This window comes from Sulfitobacter mediterraneus (assembly GCF_016801775.1).
GTDB lineage: Bacteria > Pseudomonadota > Alphaproteobacteria > Rhodobacterales > Rhodobacteraceae > Sulfitobacter > Sulfitobacter mediterraneus_A.
The window spans coordinates 3,233,850-3,250,777 of sequence record NZ_CP069004.1 but is presented as its reverse complement, the minus strand read 5'-3'; the positions used below and the strand labels follow the sequence as shown (position 1 = coordinate 3,250,777).

Below are 16,928 nucleotides of genomic sequence, written 5' to 3'. Positions count from 1 at the left end.
TGAAAGCGGGCTCTGCTCTCCAGTTCTGGACCGCTGAAAGCTGGATTTCCCGGGCCGTTTTACGGTGGCGGGCCAGGGACATCATCACGATCAAGGTCTGGAAAGAGCGACGGCCATGACTGGTCAGAGGCGCACCCGCTGGACGGCTAATATTGCCCAAGCATGACTTGTCTTAAGGTGGCCACAGCCCGGTCGATTTCCGGTTCTGTGTAGTTACAAAACCCCAGGATTAACCCATTATAGGATGCGTCATCGGTTCCAAATGATGACAAGGGTTGCGCGGTGACGCCAAGCTTTTCTGCCTTTTCAGACACCACTGTGTCTTGGAAGCTGGTCCTGAGGTGAAAGGCGATTTGCATCCCTGCTTGATGATCGGTGAACCAGCCAAACTCAGCAAGATCAGCCGACAATCTCCCAATCAGATATTTGCGCCTTTCTTTGTAGATACGTCGAACCTTGCGCAAATGGTGATAGAAAGCTCCGGTTTGAATAAACTCGGCCAATGCCTGCTGCGGCATGTAGCTGGCGCTGAAACCAAAACGCTCCAACGAAACCCGGAATTTCCCGATCAGTTCAGCCGGAACAATCAGGTAACCTATCCTGAGTAGGTTGGAAAAGATCTTTGCAAAACTGCCGACATAAATCGTGCGATCAAGATGGTCAAAGCCTGCCAGCGCTGGGATTGGATGACCGGCATAGCGGAACTCACTGTCATAATCGTCTTCAATGATCCACGCTTTATGTCTTTTGGCCCAGGCCACAAATTCCTGACGCCGTCGGGGCGACATCACGCCGCCAAGCGGGGATTGGTTAGACGGGGTTAGGATCGACAGCCTTGGGGTTTGCCCGGGGAGCGGCACCTCGGCTCCCTGATCCCCAATTTTCAGGTCTACAGGCGCCAGCTGCATGGCCTTGGCGAAATTGCGCACCGGCGGGTAGCCCGGATTTTCCAACCCAATGCTGTCCCCGGCTTTTGCCAGGGTGCGAATACAGATTCCAAGTGCATCGGTTGAGCCAGCAGTGATTATGATCTGATGAGGAGAGGCCTCGATCCCGCGCCAGTCCAAGACATGACTGGCAATTGCCTTTCGAAGCTCAAAATTCCCGAACCGACCGCCACCAAGCAACATCGCTTGTGGATTTGTCCGGCAGACTTTGGCCACAGCTTTGGCCCACTGCCGATGGGGAAACAACTCCATATCCGGCTGCCCGCCTAAAAGGGGTTGCGGCAGGGTCTGTACCTCATCCTCAAATCTGTTCTGGATTTCCTGCCGCGGTTTGAATTGGGTTTCGGATATGGCGCACACCAGCATCCCGGAGCGAGGCACGCTTGTGATATACCCCTCCGCACACAATTGGTCGTACACCGTCACGATCGTGGACCGCGAAACGCCCAAGTCCGCTGCAAACGACCGGGACGGCGCGAGCTTGGTCCCCTCAACCAGGTCGCCATCTATGATCGCCTGCCGGATGGCCGAACAAATCTGTTCAAACATCGGGATTCTCGATGTGCGGTAGATTGAGAACGGGATATTTGCCTTTTGAGCCATCAGTTCATTCGACCACGAGATACTCCACAACCAGAAATGTTGATAGCATCCTTTAGCGATGCAGACGACCGTTCAGTCTAACGCCGACGAGTTTCGACAATCGCTGCCATGTCCCGTGCGGCCTGCGCATGCTCGCACCGCAGACCCTCTGCCACCCCTGCGTTGTCGGCGGTCTCTTTATTTTGGCTGACTTTCCAGGTGCCTTGCAGGCTTTCAATCTTGATTTCGATGCCCGTGATGCCGCGCAACTGCCTATGGATGAACTCACTAGGTGCATCGGAAACCGTCCACGGTTTTTCCCGCCCTTCCTCGTGCAGATCCGTCAATGCATTCAGATGGGATAAAATCCACGCTTCATCATGTATCAGGTCAATCTTGCCCCGCGCATGAACAGAAATGTAATTCCAAGTTGGCACAACTTTGTCATGCATGTCTTTCGATGGATACCACGATGGCGTCACATAGGCGTGCAAGCCGGTAAAGACGACCAGGGCCCTCGCATCGTGATCAACAAGCCGGCGCATTGGATTGGCACGGGCAATATGCCCACGAAGTGTCCCTTGGTCCGACTCCTCCGCATGGATCATCATGGGAATATGGTCGCATACCATCTCTCCGTTCTGCAGTGACAGCAGGCTGGCAAAGGGGTTTTCTCGGATCATGGCGTGCATGACCTCAATGTCATCTTCGCGGAAAACGGGCGGCTGAAACATTTTGTGGCTCCTGTTCGGACTTGTTGAGAAACGGTTGAGAGATAAAAGATCCAGGACAACTGGCCCATCCGGGGGTGTGCAGCACAAATGAATCTGCCCGTCCGGAACGGGAATTATCGGCTCTTCCAAGTAGATGACGTTTCCCTCCTTCAGCGTGCATCTGCGTCACTTCAAAATCGGCAAATGAGATCGTCATGCTTTACCTGAAATCCATTGTTCACTGGCAGATCGCATTCCAATTGGCCTTTGTACCCATCCAGTATGTAAAAATTTGACCATACCAGATGAACAATTGCGAAAGGCTCCGAAGGTTGGCGGAAAATGACGTTACTCTGTCATTTGTTAACAGCCTGCAGGTTGCTACAATTTGCCTTCCTATCTTGGGGTTCGCCGAAGGCCCTTTCAGGCCGCAACAGATTTTCTCAATCCTGACCAAACGCAAAGACGCCTGGATGGCTTGGAAAATGGAGCATAGGCCGAAACTGGATCCCTTGATCTTAATTCAAACAGCCACGACCCGGAGACGACATTACTTTGCCTTGGCGAGGAGTCTGCGTAAGGGTGAGGCCATCAATAGGACTTGAATGTGAACGAAAACGAACCCGTCACAGGTGACCATCCAAAAAACGACAAACCGTCCCCTCGCGTAGAACAGCTTCTGTTTCAAAGCCGGAATGTGGTTGTCTCCGGTCAGGTAAATGACAAGCTGGCCAAAGAAACCGTAACGCATCTATTGGCACTTGCAGAAGAAAGCGATGACCCGATCAATCTGTTTGTTTCTTCCCCTGGCGGACACGTTGAATCAGGCGATATGGTTCACGACATGATCAAATTTATTCGCCCGAAGGTCCGCACCATTGCGTCCGGCTGGGCGTCGAGTGCCGGTGCCTTGATTTTTGTCGGTGCCAAATTGGAAAATCGCTATTGCCTGCCCAACACCAGGTTCTTGCTGCACCAACCCTCTGGTGGCATAGGTGGGCAAGCATCGGATATGATGATCCAAGCCGAGCAGATTAAGATCATGCGTGAGCGGTTTGATCATCTTTTTGCTGCGGCGACCGGGCAAACACCGGAGAAGATAGCAGAAGATACCAAGCGAGATTTCTGGCTCACTTCGAAAGAAGCAGTTGACTATGGGTTGGTCGGAAAGATTATTCGATCTGCTGATGATCTCGACTAAACTGATAGACATCCACTTTGCGAGATCGCCCGAATTGTCGTATCTCAGTTCAATGAGCGAAAACCATCTTTTACTTCCCAGTCTGGTGGAACTCTTTAACGCGATTCTCTTTGGGCATCGCGTTTGAGCAGTCGCTCCAGAAATCCTGTGCAAGAGGTCTTTTCACTGCCGTCAAAATCTATCATTTCCAGACAATACTGCATCGAAAAAAGACAGAGTTTTTCAGGCGCAAAATAAATCCGCCCATAGGCGCGTATTTAGTGGTGGAAGGCTTGTTCCTGCGCGGAAAATTGGAAATGATATCATGATTGTAAGCGTTCAATCCCCTTCTTCCAGCTTGCCAGGGCTCCACGAAATGGACGTGCAAATGCGTCTGTTCTGGCACTGGTTCTTAAGGACATCAAAAAGGTTCTCCGTCTTGTCTGCCGATGATTTCCAATTGCGCCAAGAGTTAATCGCGATGCTGCCACGCTTGCGGCGCTATGCACTGTCATTGACCGGGTCCCTTCCGGATGCAGATGATTTGGTTCAGGATACCTGTGCCAAGGCGTTGCGCTATTCGGATCAATATCACCCCCACCAAGATCTGGACCGGTGGGTTTTCCGAATTGCCCGCAACCACTGGTTCAGCGAAACCCGCAAACGTAAGGTGCGACTGGGAGCAGGGCAGGTCGATGCAGTTGAAACCGGCGAGCTCTATACCACGGTCAATGGGGAAAATGCGCTGGCTGGACGGCAGTTGGGGCATCAAATCATGCAATTGCCATCCGAGCTTGCGACGGTTTTGCTACTCGTCTCTGTTGAGGGATATAGCTACAAAGAAGCCGCTGCACATCTGGGCTGGCCCATTGGCACAGTGATGAGCCGCATCAGTAGAGCGCGGCAACTCCTGCGTGAGCGGCTGACCGAGAAGGAGCCGATGTGATGGACGAAGTTCTTTTTCAGAAGCTCAGCGCCTATATTGACGGCGAGCTCTCACCCCAAGACGCCGAGCAGATTAAAGATCTTTTGGAAAATGATCCATCGGTGGCGGAAATCTATCGCAGCATCGTGGATGCAGACGCTCGGGCTCGGGAAGAGCTCGACCGGATGTTGGAGTTGCCAGTGCCGGCGCACTTGATCCATGCGATTGAAGCCGCACCCCCCGCACCTGCAAATATCTCGGACGCCCCAAGCCACCTTCGAGTGATGATCCAGATCGCAGCCAGTGTCGCGTTCTTGGCAGTCGGCGTGGTGATCGGCCAGAGTTTATCCAAAAGTGGTGCGGCTCCGGGTCTCGAAACTGCGGCCACAACGGTGCCGCCGGGCTGGCTTCGCGATATTGCCGAGTACCACGCGGTTTACGAAACCCAGACGCGTCATCTTGTGGAGGTGCCCGCATCAGACGTCGATCACATCGAAGCATGGTTGGGCAAAACCGTTGAAGTCTCGTTTGAAACACCGGATCTCACTGCCGTTGGCTTGACTTTCGAAGGTGCCAGGCTGTTGGTCGCCGCAGGAAAGCCAGTTGCCCAACTGGTTTACACAACTGAAAGTGGCGATGTTGTTGCTCTATGCTTTCTGAAAACAGACAAACCCGACACTGAATCAAGCAAAGCGCAGCAAATTGGCGGCTACCACATGGTCAGTTGGCGCAGCAACGGCGGTGCTTACGTTGTGGTCGGACCAAAGGCGCGGCAGGATGTGATCGAACAAGCGGCGGCCCAAGCGATTTCGTTGTAACGTCTCAGGCGTATGCAGCGTGCTTGGTCCGTCGTGGGGCCGCTGTCTAACTGCCGTTAGAGAAAGGCCAGCAAGGCTGCCAGGAGGATCATCAAAGCAAGGGACAGGTTCAAAACGCGCTCTGCAAATGGTGGCAGGTTTGCGCGGCCCAATAAGACGCCAGCCAAAAGCCATAGAATATCAACGACAATCATCACTGTTACGACGATGCCCCACTTCCAGACACCGTCTGCAGTGACGCTATTCGTGACCAAGGTGTAGCTGCCCATAAGCGACGCGAAGGCAACATAGGCCTTGGGATTGGTCATCCCCAGGACAACTCCCGCCATCAGAAAACCGCCCCGTGGTGGCTGTGGTTTCTGTTGGGCCTTAGGTGAGACAGGTGCGCTTCCGATTTTCCAGGCGAGATACAGCAGATAGGCCGTGGCGATAATGACCATAACCGTTTGAACCGCAGGAAAAGCCACAAAAAGCGAAATGAGACCTGCCGCACTGATAGCGGCAGCCGTGCCTAACCCCAGCTGCAAGCCCAGATAAAAGCGCATGCCATCTTTCAAGCCAAATGTGCGCCCCACGGCCAGGAGCGCCGCAATCGCCGGACCGGGCGAGCCCAGCAGACCGGTTGCCGCAATTGCAAAAAGTACTGCCGCAGCAGAATCCAAATCGATTGATGACATTTGTTTTCCAGATGAATGAACTTGATATCAATTGGCGCCAGCGCGGCGCTGAATGCGACCTGTAACCAGCAGACCAGCAAGTCCCAACAGGACAATCGCCAATCCGATCCCCGCCAGAATGGGCCAGCTGTAGACCGCAATGATCGCGCCCGCGAGGAAGGCAAAAACAGTCGAAGACAAAGCGATCAACGTGTCATTCAATCCTTGGACTGCGGGCTTTTCGGGGATCGTGACGCATGCTGCCAGCATACTCGTGGCTCCAATGAAGCCAAAATTCCAACCCGTGCCCAACAAGATCAGTGATAGGTAGAAATGCTGAGAAGCTATCCCGCTTGCGGCAATGCATGCAGATGCGATGAGCATGGCAAACCCCAGCAGAACAATTCTGATTGCGCCAAACCGTTTGATGAGAAAGCCGGTGAAAAAACTCGGTGCAAACATCGCCACCACGTGCCAGCGGATGACGTCGCCCGCGATGGCCTCATCAAATCCGCAACCAATCATGGCAATCGGGGTTGGGACCATTAGAAAAACCATAACCCCCTGCGCCAGAGCCCCGGCCAAAATGGCACCCCGCACCTCGGGTCGGCGCAAAGCGGACCAGGCAAGATGCCTCGAGGATGTTCCTTTTTCGAGAGGGGACGAGGTTTTTGGAATGCGGACGAAGACCAGAGGCACGACCCCTGCAACCGACAGCGCGGCGATTGCCAAATATGCACCCAGAAGCGGGATCCCTGCATAGGCATCCTTTGCCGCAATAAACACTTGCGGGCCGAGAAACGCCGCCACCAAACCTGAAGTCAACATCAGCGAGATCGCCACTGGTTGCCAGGCAGCTTCAACCACCTCTGCCGCCGCAAACCGAAAATACTGATAGGACGCAAGGGCGATGCCCAACATGAAATGGGCCAAACAGAGCAGGACGAAGGAGGCAGCCATCAAGGCATACGCTCCCAAAACCGCGCCCAGAATGGCCAATGCTCCGCCCAGAAAGAAACCCAGCTTTCGCCCTAGACGCCCCATCAACAAGGATATTGGCGCAGCACAGACAAGCCCCGCCAAGGTTTGCACCGATGCTGGCAGTGTCGCCAATGCGGTGTTGGGGGCGAGCATCAGGCCAGCCAGCCCCCCAAGAATGATCAGGATCGGCATGGCAGAGCCAAGCACAGTATTGGCCGTGAGAAGTCCGAAAAAATTCCGGTTTTGAAGAAGGCTGAGCCCAGTCATTTGGTGCACTTTTTTGTTAACACTTGCCATATATCGACTTTTCTGATTGTCAGATATGACAATCAAGCATCAAAAACGGACTCCATCCATGCGGCGTTCAATCGAAATTCTACTTTTTGACGGGGTCAACCTTTTGGACGTCTCGGGCCCTGTCCAAGCGTTTGAAGCGGCGCAAGTCCATGGTCGCAAGCCCTATGAGCTTCGGTTTGTGACTCTCGACGGTGCTGCGGTTCGAGCGTCTTGCGGGTTGCTGTTGGGGGCGGATGCCATGCTGGAAGCAGGATCGGCCCGCGGCGACCTCCTGATACCCGGCGGCAGCGTTGAACCTTTGCTGACCCACAACCACCTTCTTGACATCATCCGCGATCGAAAGGCGAACCCAAACGAACATCGTCTCATTTCGATCTGTTCCGGCGCGTTGATCCTGGCGGCAGCCGGGGTTTTGGACGATCGCGAAGCGACAACGCATTGGACACGGTCAAAGGACATACAAGCCTATGATCAGGTACGTTGGGATCTCGATAAAATATTCTGCATCTCAGGCAACGTATTTACGTCTGCCGGGGTGACCACGGGCATTGATCTGGCTCTGCACATCATACGGCAAGATTGCGGTGCCAAGGTCGCTCTGGATTGCGCGCGGGAGCTGGTTATTCAATTGCGCAGGTCTGGCGGGCAAAGCCAATTCGCGGTCCATCTGCCCAGCCAGTTTTCGGATAGCACAGATCTGTCCAAACTGATTGAACAGGTCGTTTCACAACCGGAAAACAACTGGACAATCGATGCCCTCAGCCGGGTTGGCAACATGAATGAACGCACTTTGTCGCGGCGGTTCAAGCGTGAAATGAGCTGCACGCCCAGCCAGTTTGTCGAACGTGTACGGGTAGATCACGCACGGGGGCTGTTGTTGGAGGGGCTTGCGCTAAAATTGGTGGCCGCGCGCAGTGGGTTTGGTGATCTTCAACGCATGCGCCGTGCGTTTAAACGCCGGTTTGGTCTCGATATCCGCCAATATCTTGAGAACTTTGGCCAATAGGCCATGTTGTGCAAATGCCCGGCCCGTTAAGCCCCCTCGACAAGGACACTCACCCCTGACGAACATGACAGCCGCATGTTCTTGGCTGGCTCATATTCTGTCGAGTTGTACCAGGCAAGTGCGGCAGCCTTGTCAGGAAAAGAAATTACCACGATCCTTTCATACTCAAACTGGCCTTCCAGCTCAGTGATGTCACCGCCACGCACAATGAACTTTCCTCCGAATTGCGAGATCGAGGCCGGGGAAAGTGTTTTGTACTCGGCGAACTTTTCCTGATCCTGAATGTCTTCTTGAAAAATAACGTAGGCTGGCATTTTGGCTCCTTGTTTCACTCTAGAATGACTGCTGCCGGGTGAACCCGCTCCTATATGTGCCAATCGAAATGACGGAATTCCCCTATTTGACACGCTGCTAAAGAAAATCACCGTTCAGAAAAATCGCAAGCGAATGCTCCAAACACATTGCATTTCAAAGCGTTGTTTCTGGAACACGATGGCGCGCCGGAGTCTCAACCACTATCCCTTTCTAAAAAATAATTGCTAGCCGAGAATAATTTTTCAAGTTGCTGCGTAACGGTCGTGAACTGAAGAGGAACGACCATGTTTTTTCAAAATTGTCTTACATCCTTGCTGACTGCATTTCCGAGGCCGCGCACCACCTTCAGCGGTTCCGGCGCAGAAGGCATCAATCGGCACCTTTTGTCCGACATTGGCGTGCCGCTTCAGGATCATCAGGCGGGCGATCTATCCCGTCTCATTCACTCTTGTCACGGATGGTAACCCTATGCACACGTACAGAAACGCCCTGCCCCAATTGAACGGTCATGCACTGCTCACCGACAGTGGGCTTGAAACCACTTTGGTCTTTCACGAAGGTATCGACCTTCCTTGTTTTGCCTCCTATCCGCTGCTTGGTACAGCGGAGGGACGCGCCCAGCTTGAAACCTATTTTGAACGCCATCTGGAGATCGCCAGGCAGCGGAAGATGGGCTTCTTGCTGGAAGCGCCAACCTGGAGAGCCAGTCCGGGTTGGGGCCAAGAGTTGGGTCATGACCGGCAAGCATTGCAGGCCTTCAACGCGCAGGCGATCGAGATGATGTGCGCCTTGCGTGACAAAGCTGCCCTGCCCCATCCGGTCGTTATCTCCGGCAACATCGGGCCGCGCGGTGATGGCTATCAAGCCGATACTGCGATGACAGCGAGCGAAGCACAGGCCTATCACGCGGATCAGGTCGGATGGTTCGCACAGACCGCCGCCGATATGGTCAGCGCCTTCACACTGTGCACAGTGAATGAGGCAGTCGGCATTGTCCGGGCCGCCGTGGAGGTGCAGATCCCTGCGGTGATCGCCTTTACGGTAGAGACTGACGGCTGCCTTGCAGATGGCACTCCGCTTGGCGAGGCGATCACCCAGACGGACGCGGCAACAAACGGCAAAGCGGCCTATTTCATGGTCAACTGCGCCCATCCTGAGCATTTTGAGGACGCTCTGCGCAGTCAGGAGCCTTGGTTGCAGCGGCTGCGCGGCATCCGCGCCAATGCCTCACGGCTCAGCCACGAAGAACTCGACAACGCCGACGTTCTGGATGACGGCAATCCAGCCGAACTTGGCGCCAGCTATGGCACTTTGCAGGCGCAATTGCCTCATTTGTCGGTGTTTGGCGGCTGCTGCGGGACAGACAGTCGGCACATCGCCGAAATCGCCAACAATCTGTGTTGCGCACGGGCTGCGTGAGCCATCCAGCCAGACAGATCAACCCATCAACCAACCCCAAACTTGAAAAGGGATATACTATGAAACTGAACCACAAAAACACGGCCCTTGCCGCAACGCTGAGCGCACTTCTGTTTGCACAAGGCGCGATTGCTGAAACTCGAACGCAGGCTGTCGACATCAAGACAAATGCGCTTACTTTTAACGCACTTACCTTCAACGCGCTGACCATTAATCGTCTGGCATTGAACCGTCTGGCGCTGAACCGTTTGGCGCTGAACCGGTTGGCCTTAAATCGGCTTGCTCTGAACCGGTTGGCACTCAATGGCTTTCATCTGAACGACTTCGATTTCGACGGTTCGTCATCCATTGTTGCACAGAACGGCCGTTTGGTCATCAAACACTAAAGAAAAACAAGGCACGCGGGTCAACCGCGTGCCACAACTCAGGTTTGTTAGAATGAACTGTACTCGATTGGTTTTGACCTTTGCACTCATCGCCATAGCCACGACGGGCAAGGCGGATATTCCCTTGCCTGCGGGCGCGGTGCTTCAGATGGAGGGAGGTGCGGGCAATGCGGAGATCACCGTCACGCATGTTGAAGAGACAAGCCAGTACAATGTCTATTTTCTCACTGATGAAAACGGTTCCGCCTGCGGCGATCAAGATGGCGAACCGGTTGGCGCAATTCCACTTTCCGGCTCGTGGGGAGCAGATATGTCATGGTCCCCCGAAGGTTTGACAATGGCCTGCACAAACGGACCGATAGGCAAATGTGTCACATGGGGATATCTGCCATGGGACGCCGAGCTGCGCGATTTTCACCAGGCCTGTATTCGAATGGTACGTGCGGACTATTGCGGCACTGGGCATGGCACCACGCGCGATGGCACTCCGATTGATGTCTGGGATCGAAAGGGGATCAACACCTCGTCCGATGTTCAAGACATGCTGCACGAAGCGGATTGGGATGCAGATGGTGCGATAACCATCTACAGGACCCGTTTCCAAGCTGGTTTGGACTATGTTCTAAAAAACTGTCCGGACCGTTTAGCTCAGAGGCAGGGAACTTCAGAAATCGGGCGGGAAACGCTTTTGAGTAACGGGTCATTTCCCTTTTATGTTCAGGATTAGTCGCCGAGAACTTAGAAGAATAACGGAAATCTGACCGGCACCGAAGCCACCTCTCGAAGTGTTGTTACTTAGGCTCAGCTTTGCTGACGAAGCGCTTTTGCTCATTAGCTGCAACATGCTCTGCCCAGTATCGGCAAAGCCAATATGAGGTTTTGTTTGCCAAAGCGATGACTTTGGAACATTGTGTGAACAACCGTATATTCGAACGAGGGCGATACCATGCAAGAAATATCCATCTACCTCCCGGGAATCCTTCTTGCCTATTCTGCATTTCTACTGGCCATCGCAAGCCCCGGACCTAATATTCTTGCTGTCATTGGCACTTCAATGAGCGTCGGTCGATCCTCTGGTATGGCTTTGGCGATGGGCGTTGCGAGCGGATCATTTACTTGGGCCATACTGACAGTCTTTGGTTTGTCAGCCATACTTTCCACCTATGCCTCAGCTCTTTTGGCAATCAAAGTATTCGGTGGTCTTTACCTACTTTGGCTTGCTTACAAATCCTTCAAATCCGCAGCCTCAACCCATGATATTGAAGCAAGAGAGTTGGCAGGCGGACGGCGGACCCCATATGGATATTTCAAGCGTGGCTATATCATCCAAATGACCAACCCGAAGGCAGCTCTTGCTTGGATTGCAATCATTTCCCTGGGTCTGAAGGAAGGAGCGCCGCTTTGGGTAGGAGCTGTCATCGTGCTCGGGACATTCATGCTCTCGGTAGCCATCCACCTGATGTATGCGGTTGCATTCTCGACCCCGGCGATGGTGCGATTGTACGGCAATTCCCGACGTGTCATTCAAGGCGTCCTAGGCACCTTCTTTGCTTTCGCCGGTCTAAAGTTGCTGGCCAGCCGGGCATAATCAATGGCGCAAGCGTTCTGTGGTGAACGGAAACCTGCGAAAACGATTTTTGATGCTGGCTCCCTTTCCCAGTTTCTATAGGTGGCCAAAGCAGTACTTCTCAAGAATCCCAAGCAACATCTCTTTGGAATGAATGCGATGTGGGTGACGGATGCGCCGTACTTTTTCAACGTGCCGGAGCGAATTGCCTGATAACCGCCACGGTAATCCTCGTTCGACATCTCAGGCCATGGCCGAACCTACAACGTCACAGCGCGGGCAACACGTATCAAACGTGGCCTCTTTCAGAACAAGCAATGGGCATCCGGCGAGCGGGCGACCATCAATCAATTGTTCGAAGTCGTAGCGTGATCAAGCGAGGAGCCAAATAACTGCAACAGCAATGATTTATGAATCAGCGCTGATTTCAAGCCTCCGCACTGCCCCGACTTGGTTCGGCAACAAGGCCGTTTTTGACCTCGTATGCACGGATGCCATCAGCGTATTGCAGGGTTTCCTCAATATGGTCTAGCCCAAGCATCAGGTTCCTGCGCAGGCCTGCATCGATGTCAAACTCCAGGGCCGCGCCCTGCGCTGGCCGAATTTTCTGAGCGTCCAAGTCGATAGTCAGTTCGGCCCTATCGCCATCGCTGATCGTTTCCAGAAGAACGGTTAGTTTGTCTTCGGGCAGTTCTACGGCCAATAGTCCGTTTTTCTCGCAATTTCCGAAAAAGATCCCGGCAAAGCTGGGCGCGATGATCGCGCGAATGCCCTGTTGCAAAAGCCCCCAGACCGCATGTTCGCGGCTAGAACCGCAGCCGAAGTTGCGGCCCGCCACAATAAATCGCGCGTTACGATATCCGGCGCGATTTAATACGAAACCAGAACGCTCATTCCCATTTTCGTCAAACCTCAAATCGTGAAACACACCCTGAGCCAACCCCTCCCGGTCGATCCGCTTGAGAAATTTCTTGGGCATGATCACATCGGTATCGATGTTCGGCAACGGCATGGGTGCGGCGATTCCAGTAACCGAAGTGAAAGGTGTCATGTCTGTGCTCCTGGCAGAAATTCCCGATAATCGACCAAATGACCCGCTACGGAGGCCGCTGCGACCATCGCCGGGCTCATCAGATGGGTGCGAGCACCGGTACCCTGTCGTCCCTCGAAATTCCGGTTGGTGGACGATGCACATCGGGCGCCAGCGTCAAGTATGTCATCATTCATAGCTAGGCACATGGAACATCCCGAATTGCGCCATTCATAGCCTGCCTCGATAAATACCCGATCCAGCCCCTCTGCCTCGGCCTGCCGTCGCACGGCAAGCGACCCCGGGACGATTATCGCGGAAACACCAGCAGACACCTTCCGGCCCTTCAACACTTCCGCAGCAGCGCGCAAGTCTTCCATGCGGGAATTGGTGCAGGAACCGATGAACGCATGTGAGATTTCTATCGCCCCAAGCGGTTGACCCGGCTCAAGCCCCATGTATTCCAATGCGCGTTCTTGCGCGGCTCGCTCCATTGGATCATTTGCGTGCTCCGGCGCCGGAACCTCCCCGTCAATCCCGCAGGCCTGATGGGGGCTGGTGCCCCAACTGACCTGAGGCGCGATAGCCGCTACATCGATGTCGATGTCGATGTCGAACTTGGCATCAGGATCGGATTGCCAGCTGGCCCATTCCTGTTTGGCGGTGTCCCAATCCCTACCCTTCGGTGCGCGTGGCCGACCTTGCAGGTAATGGAATACCGTTGCATCCGGCGCGATCAACGCGACACGTGCGCCGCCTTCGACGGCCATATTGCACATTGTCATCCGCCCTTCGACCGACAGCAGGTTGACAGGAGCGCCAGCAAATTCGACCGCATGGCCCACTGCCCCAGACACGCCAACCTTTGCAATAAAGGCCATGACCAGATCCTTGGCTGTCAACCCCGGTGGCATTTCGCCGGTAAAGGTCACCCGCATGTTCCGCAGCTTGGTGTAGACAAGGGTCTGCGTGGCCAGAACATGCTCGATTTCCGAAGTGCCGATCCCGAAGCCAAGCGCACCAAACGCACCATAAGTGGTGGTGTGGCTGTCGCCGCAAGCGATCACCTTGCCCGGATGCGCTAAGCCGTTTTCCGGCACCACCACATGCTCGATCCCCTGCCTGCGGTCGAACAGGTCAAAAAGCTCAATCCCGTGGCGTGCGCAATTGCGGCCCAAGTTTTCAATTTGTAGCCGGGCATCATTGTCCGTCATCTCGTCCAATGAAGCGATGGCGCGAGTCGGGTTCACATGATCCACAACCGCCAGATGCGCCTCTGGTCGCCACACCGGACGTCCTGCCGCATGCAGGCCGGCAAAGGCTTGCGGGCTGGTGTATTCATTCATGATATGCAGATCGACGTACAAAAGCAGCCGGTTGTCGTCGATCCTCCGCACTGTATGGCTATCGCAGAGTTTATCATACAGGGTCCGTGTCATGTTGCGTCCTCGAACTGGCGAAATCTGTATAGTTGCTCTGGGTTGCTGCAAAAAATCTTATGAACAAGGGCCGGATCATCAATCCAATCCAGCCAGGTTCGCAGTTCTTCCAACTCGTTTGGCGGCTGCAACTGCCCCGGATGCGGACAGTTCGTGGCCCAAACCAGCCTGTCTGGCGTTCGCTCGATCAGCCGCTCCACCCGCGCACGCAGCCCCTCGCTACATTGGAGGCCCGGGGCCGACAGTTTGACCCACCAGCGTCCTGTATCCATAAGAGCCTCCAAAGCCCGTGCCGCCGGATGCCCTTCGGGCGCGGGCTCTCGGAACCGGCCAACATGGTCTAGCACCGCAGGGCACGGCAGCCCGACAAGTCGCTCGAGGTGTTCTGGCAGGGTCGCCCCGTCAATATGAAGCTCGATATGCCAGCCCAAAGGGGCAATCCGCTCGGCGACCGGTTGCAGACTATCCCACCCAAGCGCACCGCCCTTCCACATGAAAAAGCGCACTGCACAGGCACCCTGCGCGTCCAGCCGGGCCAATTCCGCATCGGTCACAGTCTCGTCAACAACGACCACCACTCTGGCGTCCTGTCCGAATTCGGCCGCCGCGGCCAACTGCAATCGGTTGTCCAGCCCATAGGTTGTGGGTTGAACGACCACCATGCGGCTGTGCCCCAGACGCCGCATTGTCGCGCGGTAGTCCTCTGTCGAGAAATCCGGCGGTGTGGGTTTCACCGCGCTCGCTGCTCCGGGAAATCGATGGTCATAGAAGTGCATATGCGTGTCGCAAGCCCCCGCGGGCAGCAGCTGTGCCTCGGTGCGGATCATGCCCCGGTCTCCTCAGGGTTGCGACGTGCGCGTGCTGAAAGAAAAAGCACCGGTGCCGCAAGTGCCAGTCCGGCCAGATCCAGCAGCCCCGACGGCCCCAGCAGGCAAAGCCCTGCCACCACCGCGACGGGACGCAGGAGTGCAGCAAGCGAGGACAGCAACCAACCGTGAAAGCCCGCTGCCAGCAATACGCCACCTAAAAGCGCGGTCAGTGCCGTCTGCGCAATCTCGGAACCGGTACCAAGTGTCAGGATTGCAGGTGACAATGCAAACATGAATGGCATGACATAAGCCGTACCAGCAAGCTTCATCGACGCTGCACATCCCTGCCAAAGCCCCGCACCCGAAATGGCATTTGCCGCATAAACCGTGATGGCGACAGGTGGGGTAAGGCCAGACAAAATGGCAAAATAAAATGCAAACATATGCGCCGCCGGCACCGGAATTCCCAACTCTGTCAGTGTCGGCACGAACAGCGCGACCTGAACGATATAGGCCGGCGCGGTCGGAATCCCCATGCCGACCACAATGCCGGCCATTGAGGCGAGGATAAGGGCCAAGTATAGGTTCTCGTCTGCAAGTCGAAGCACGGCCTGGCTAAAATCCAGCCCAATGCCGGTGATGTTAATCACCCCGACTACAATACCGGCAGTGGCACAGGCCGTGGCAATCAGCACCGCGTTTCGCGCACCCTCTACGAGCGCATCCAGAACATTACGGACCGTTACATTGCTGCGTGTCGACTTGCGCAGGAGGGCCACGGGAACAACGCTGGCAATACCGGCAAGAGCAGAGAATTGGGCCGAATAACCGGAGACCAGCGACAGAATAATCACGAGCAACGGAATGGAAAGATGTCCGTTCTCGATCAGGACCTTGCCCAGTTTTGGCGTCTGATCCGCCGGCAACCCCTCCAGACCTGTGGCCCGCGCTTCGAAGTGGATCGCGGCAAATACGGTGGCGTAATAGAGCAACGCGGGGATCAACGCATAAAGGCAGATCTGGGCATAGGATGTGCCGATGAACTCGGCCATTAGGAAGGCCGACGCGCCCATGACAGGCGGCAGGATCTGTCCACCGGTTGAAGCAACAGCCTCGACCGCGCCGGCGACATTCGGCCGGAACCCGGCCTTTTTCATCATCGGGATGGTAAAAACACCGGTTGTCATGACATTGGCAACGCCGTTTCCGGACACTGTGCCAAACAGCGACGAGGTAATCAGCGCCACCTTTGCCGCACCGCCCGAAGTGCGCCCAGCCAGAGCCAGCGCGAAATCGACAAAAAACTGGCCGATCCCCATCTTCTCGATCAATGCTCCGAACAGGACAAATAGCGTGATGAAAGTGGCCGATACAGCAAGCGGGATGCCAAAAATGCCTTCAGTCGTCAGGTAGGTTTGTTCAATCAATTCACCCGGCGCGATATTGGTAAAGAACACCGCATATCCCAGAAAAATGCTTGCGGTAATGGCCAGTGGCCACCCCATCAAACGACGCGCGGCCTCGATCACCAACAGGTTTGCGGCAATACCAAACACCCAGTCGGCGGGTTTGATCGGGTCAATCAAATAGAAGCGGTTATAGATATAGTCGATTTCAACAATAGGGTATGCGGCAACTCCGATGGACAGGAGAACCAGTGCCACTTCGGCTATTCCCGGTGTGTCCTTCTTCCCTCGCCAGTCGATCATCAGGAAGGTGATCGTAAGCACGAGACCCAGATGCACGCTGCGCATGATAAGCGCGTTTGGCGCCCCGAAATAGCCAATCCACAGATGATAGACAGCCATAAACAAGGCCACTGCCCTGCCAAGAGTTACGAGATGACGCATGTTATGAA

Annotated in this window: 17 protein-coding genes; 8 read left to right on the top strand and 9 right to left on the bottom strand. The window is 54.9% G+C overall.

Translation table 11 applies throughout. From position 1 onward, the window contains the following. Window positions 1-146 precede the first annotated feature (146 nt). Together JNX03_RS16055 and JNX03_RS16050 are read right to left on the bottom strand one after the other, a co-directional pair. Complete coding sequence (locus tag JNX03_RS16055) at window positions 147-1,496, bottom strand: PLP-dependent aminotransferase family protein (RefSeq protein WP_231024306.1); 1,350 nt, start codon at window positions 1,494-1,496, stop codon at window positions 147-149. A 131-nt stretch (window positions 1,497-1,627) separates the two neighbouring features. Continuing rightward, window positions 1,628-2,263, bottom strand: a complete 636-nt coding sequence (locus JNX03_RS16050; protein WP_203210001.1) for an FMN-binding negative transcriptional regulator — start codon at window positions 2,261-2,263, stop codon at window positions 1,628-1,630. A 586-nt stretch (window positions 2,264-2,849) separates the two neighbouring features. Between JNX03_RS16050 and JNX03_RS16045 the strand changes: the two genes are divergently transcribed. From JNX03_RS16045 to JNX03_RS16035, 3 genes are all read left to right on the top strand, one after another. Next, window positions 2,850-3,443 carry an ATP-dependent Clp protease proteolytic subunit gene (locus JNX03_RS16045; RefSeq protein ID WP_203210000.1) on the top strand — a complete coding sequence of 198 codons (594 nt, stop codon included), beginning with the start codon at window positions 2,850-2,852 and terminating at the stop codon, window positions 3,441-3,443. Window positions 3,444-3,861: 418 nt separating this feature from the next. Further along, window positions 3,862-4,368 carry an RNA polymerase sigma factor gene (locus JNX03_RS16040; protein WP_231024304.1) on the top strand — a complete coding sequence of 169 codons (507 nt, stop codon included), beginning with the start codon at window positions 3,862-3,864 and terminating at the stop codon, window positions 4,366-4,368. Continuing rightward, window positions 4,368-5,165 (top strand): anti-sigma factor family protein, encoded by a 798-nt coding sequence (locus JNX03_RS16035; protein WP_203209999.1) that lies wholly within the window; start codon window positions 4,368-4,370, stop codon window positions 5,163-5,165. Before JNX03_RS16040 ends, JNX03_RS16035 begins: the two co-directional genes overlap by 1 nt. Window positions 5,166-5,221: 56 nt before the next feature. Here the strand turns inward: JNX03_RS16035 and JNX03_RS16030 are convergent, their stop codons facing one another. Beyond that, window positions 5,222-5,842 carry a LysE family translocator gene (locus JNX03_RS16030; protein ID WP_203209998.1) on the bottom strand — a complete coding sequence of 207 codons (621 nt, stop codon included), beginning with the start codon at window positions 5,840-5,842 and terminating at the stop codon, window positions 5,222-5,224. Window positions 5,843-5,869: 27 nt separating this feature from the next. Next, a complete protein-coding gene (locus JNX03_RS16025) occupies window positions 5,870-7,069 on the bottom strand; it encodes an MFS transporter (RefSeq protein ID WP_203209997.1) in 1,200 nt (399 codons plus the stop codon). An 88-nt stretch (window positions 7,070-7,157) separates the two neighbouring features. On the opposite strand from JNX03_RS16025, the gene JNX03_RS16020 reads away from it, so the two are divergent. After that, complete coding sequence (locus tag JNX03_RS16020) at window positions 7,158-8,105, top strand: GlxA family transcriptional regulator (RefSeq protein ID WP_203209996.1); 948 nt, start codon at window positions 7,158-7,160, stop codon at window positions 8,103-8,105. 26 nt (window positions 8,106-8,131) lie between these two features. On the opposite strand, the gene JNX03_RS16015 is transcribed toward JNX03_RS16020, so the two are convergent. Further along, the gene (locus JNX03_RS16015; protein WP_203209995.1) at window positions 8,132-8,419 is read right to left on the bottom strand and encodes a DUF1330 domain-containing protein; all 288 of its coding nucleotides are present in this window, start codon (window positions 8,417-8,419) and stop codon (window positions 8,132-8,134) included. Between the two features lie 469 nt (window positions 8,420-8,888). On the opposite strand from JNX03_RS16015, the gene JNX03_RS16010 reads away from it, so the two are divergent. The 4 genes from JNX03_RS16010 to JNX03_RS15995 all read left to right on the top strand — a co-directional run bounded on the left by JNX03_RS16010 (window position 8,889) and on the right by JNX03_RS15995 (window position 11,813). Continuing rightward, the gene (locus JNX03_RS16010) at window positions 8,889-9,839 is read left to right on the top strand and encodes a homocysteine S-methyltransferase family protein (protein WP_203209994.1); all 951 of its coding nucleotides are present in this window, start codon (window positions 8,889-8,891) and stop codon (window positions 9,837-9,839) included. Between the two features lie 59 nt (window positions 9,840-9,898). Beyond that, the gene (locus tag JNX03_RS16005) at window positions 9,899-10,225 is read left to right on the top strand and encodes a hypothetical protein (protein ID WP_203209993.1); all 327 of its coding nucleotides are present in this window, start codon (window positions 9,899-9,901) and stop codon (window positions 10,223-10,225) included. A 52-nt stretch (window positions 10,226-10,277) separates the two neighbouring features. Then, window positions 10,278-10,952 (top strand): ADYC domain-containing protein, encoded by a 675-nt coding sequence (locus JNX03_RS16000; RefSeq protein ID WP_203240752.1) that lies wholly within the window; start codon window positions 10,278-10,280, stop codon window positions 10,950-10,952. 219 nt (window positions 10,953-11,171) lie between these two features. After that, complete coding sequence (locus tag JNX03_RS15995; RefSeq protein ID WP_203209991.1) at window positions 11,172-11,813, top strand: LysE family translocator; 642 nt, start codon at window positions 11,172-11,174, stop codon at window positions 11,811-11,813. Window positions 11,814-12,219: 406 nt separating this feature from the next. Here JNX03_RS15995 and leuD read toward each other — a convergent pair whose 3' ends face one another. Genes leuD through JNX03_RS15975 form a run of 4 tightly spaced genes read right to left on the bottom strand, consistent with a single transcriptional unit; the run spans window position 12,220 to window position 16,920 of the window. Next, complete coding sequence (gene leuD / locus JNX03_RS15990) at window positions 12,220-12,843, bottom strand: 3-isopropylmalate dehydratase small subunit (RefSeq protein ID WP_203209990.1); 624 nt, start codon at window positions 12,841-12,843, stop codon at window positions 12,220-12,222. Continuing rightward, complete coding sequence (gene leuC / locus JNX03_RS15985) at window positions 12,840-14,261, bottom strand: 3-isopropylmalate dehydratase large subunit (protein WP_203209989.1); 1,422 nt, start codon at window positions 14,259-14,261, stop codon at window positions 12,840-12,842. Before leuC ends, leuD begins: the two co-directional genes overlap by 4 nt. Further along, a complete protein-coding gene (locus JNX03_RS15980; protein WP_203209988.1) occupies window positions 14,258-15,088 on the bottom strand; it encodes an amidohydrolase family protein in 831 nt (276 codons plus the stop codon). The genes leuC and JNX03_RS15980 overlap by 4 nt, the downstream gene beginning before the upstream one ends. Continuing rightward, window positions 15,085-16,920: a TRAP transporter permease gene (locus JNX03_RS15975; RefSeq protein ID WP_203209987.1), complete on the bottom strand. Its 1,836-nt coding sequence runs from the start codon at window positions 16,918-16,920 to the stop codon at window positions 15,085-15,087. The genes JNX03_RS15980 and JNX03_RS15975 overlap by 4 nt, the downstream gene beginning before the upstream one ends. Window positions 16,921-16,928: the final 8 nt, after the last annotated feature.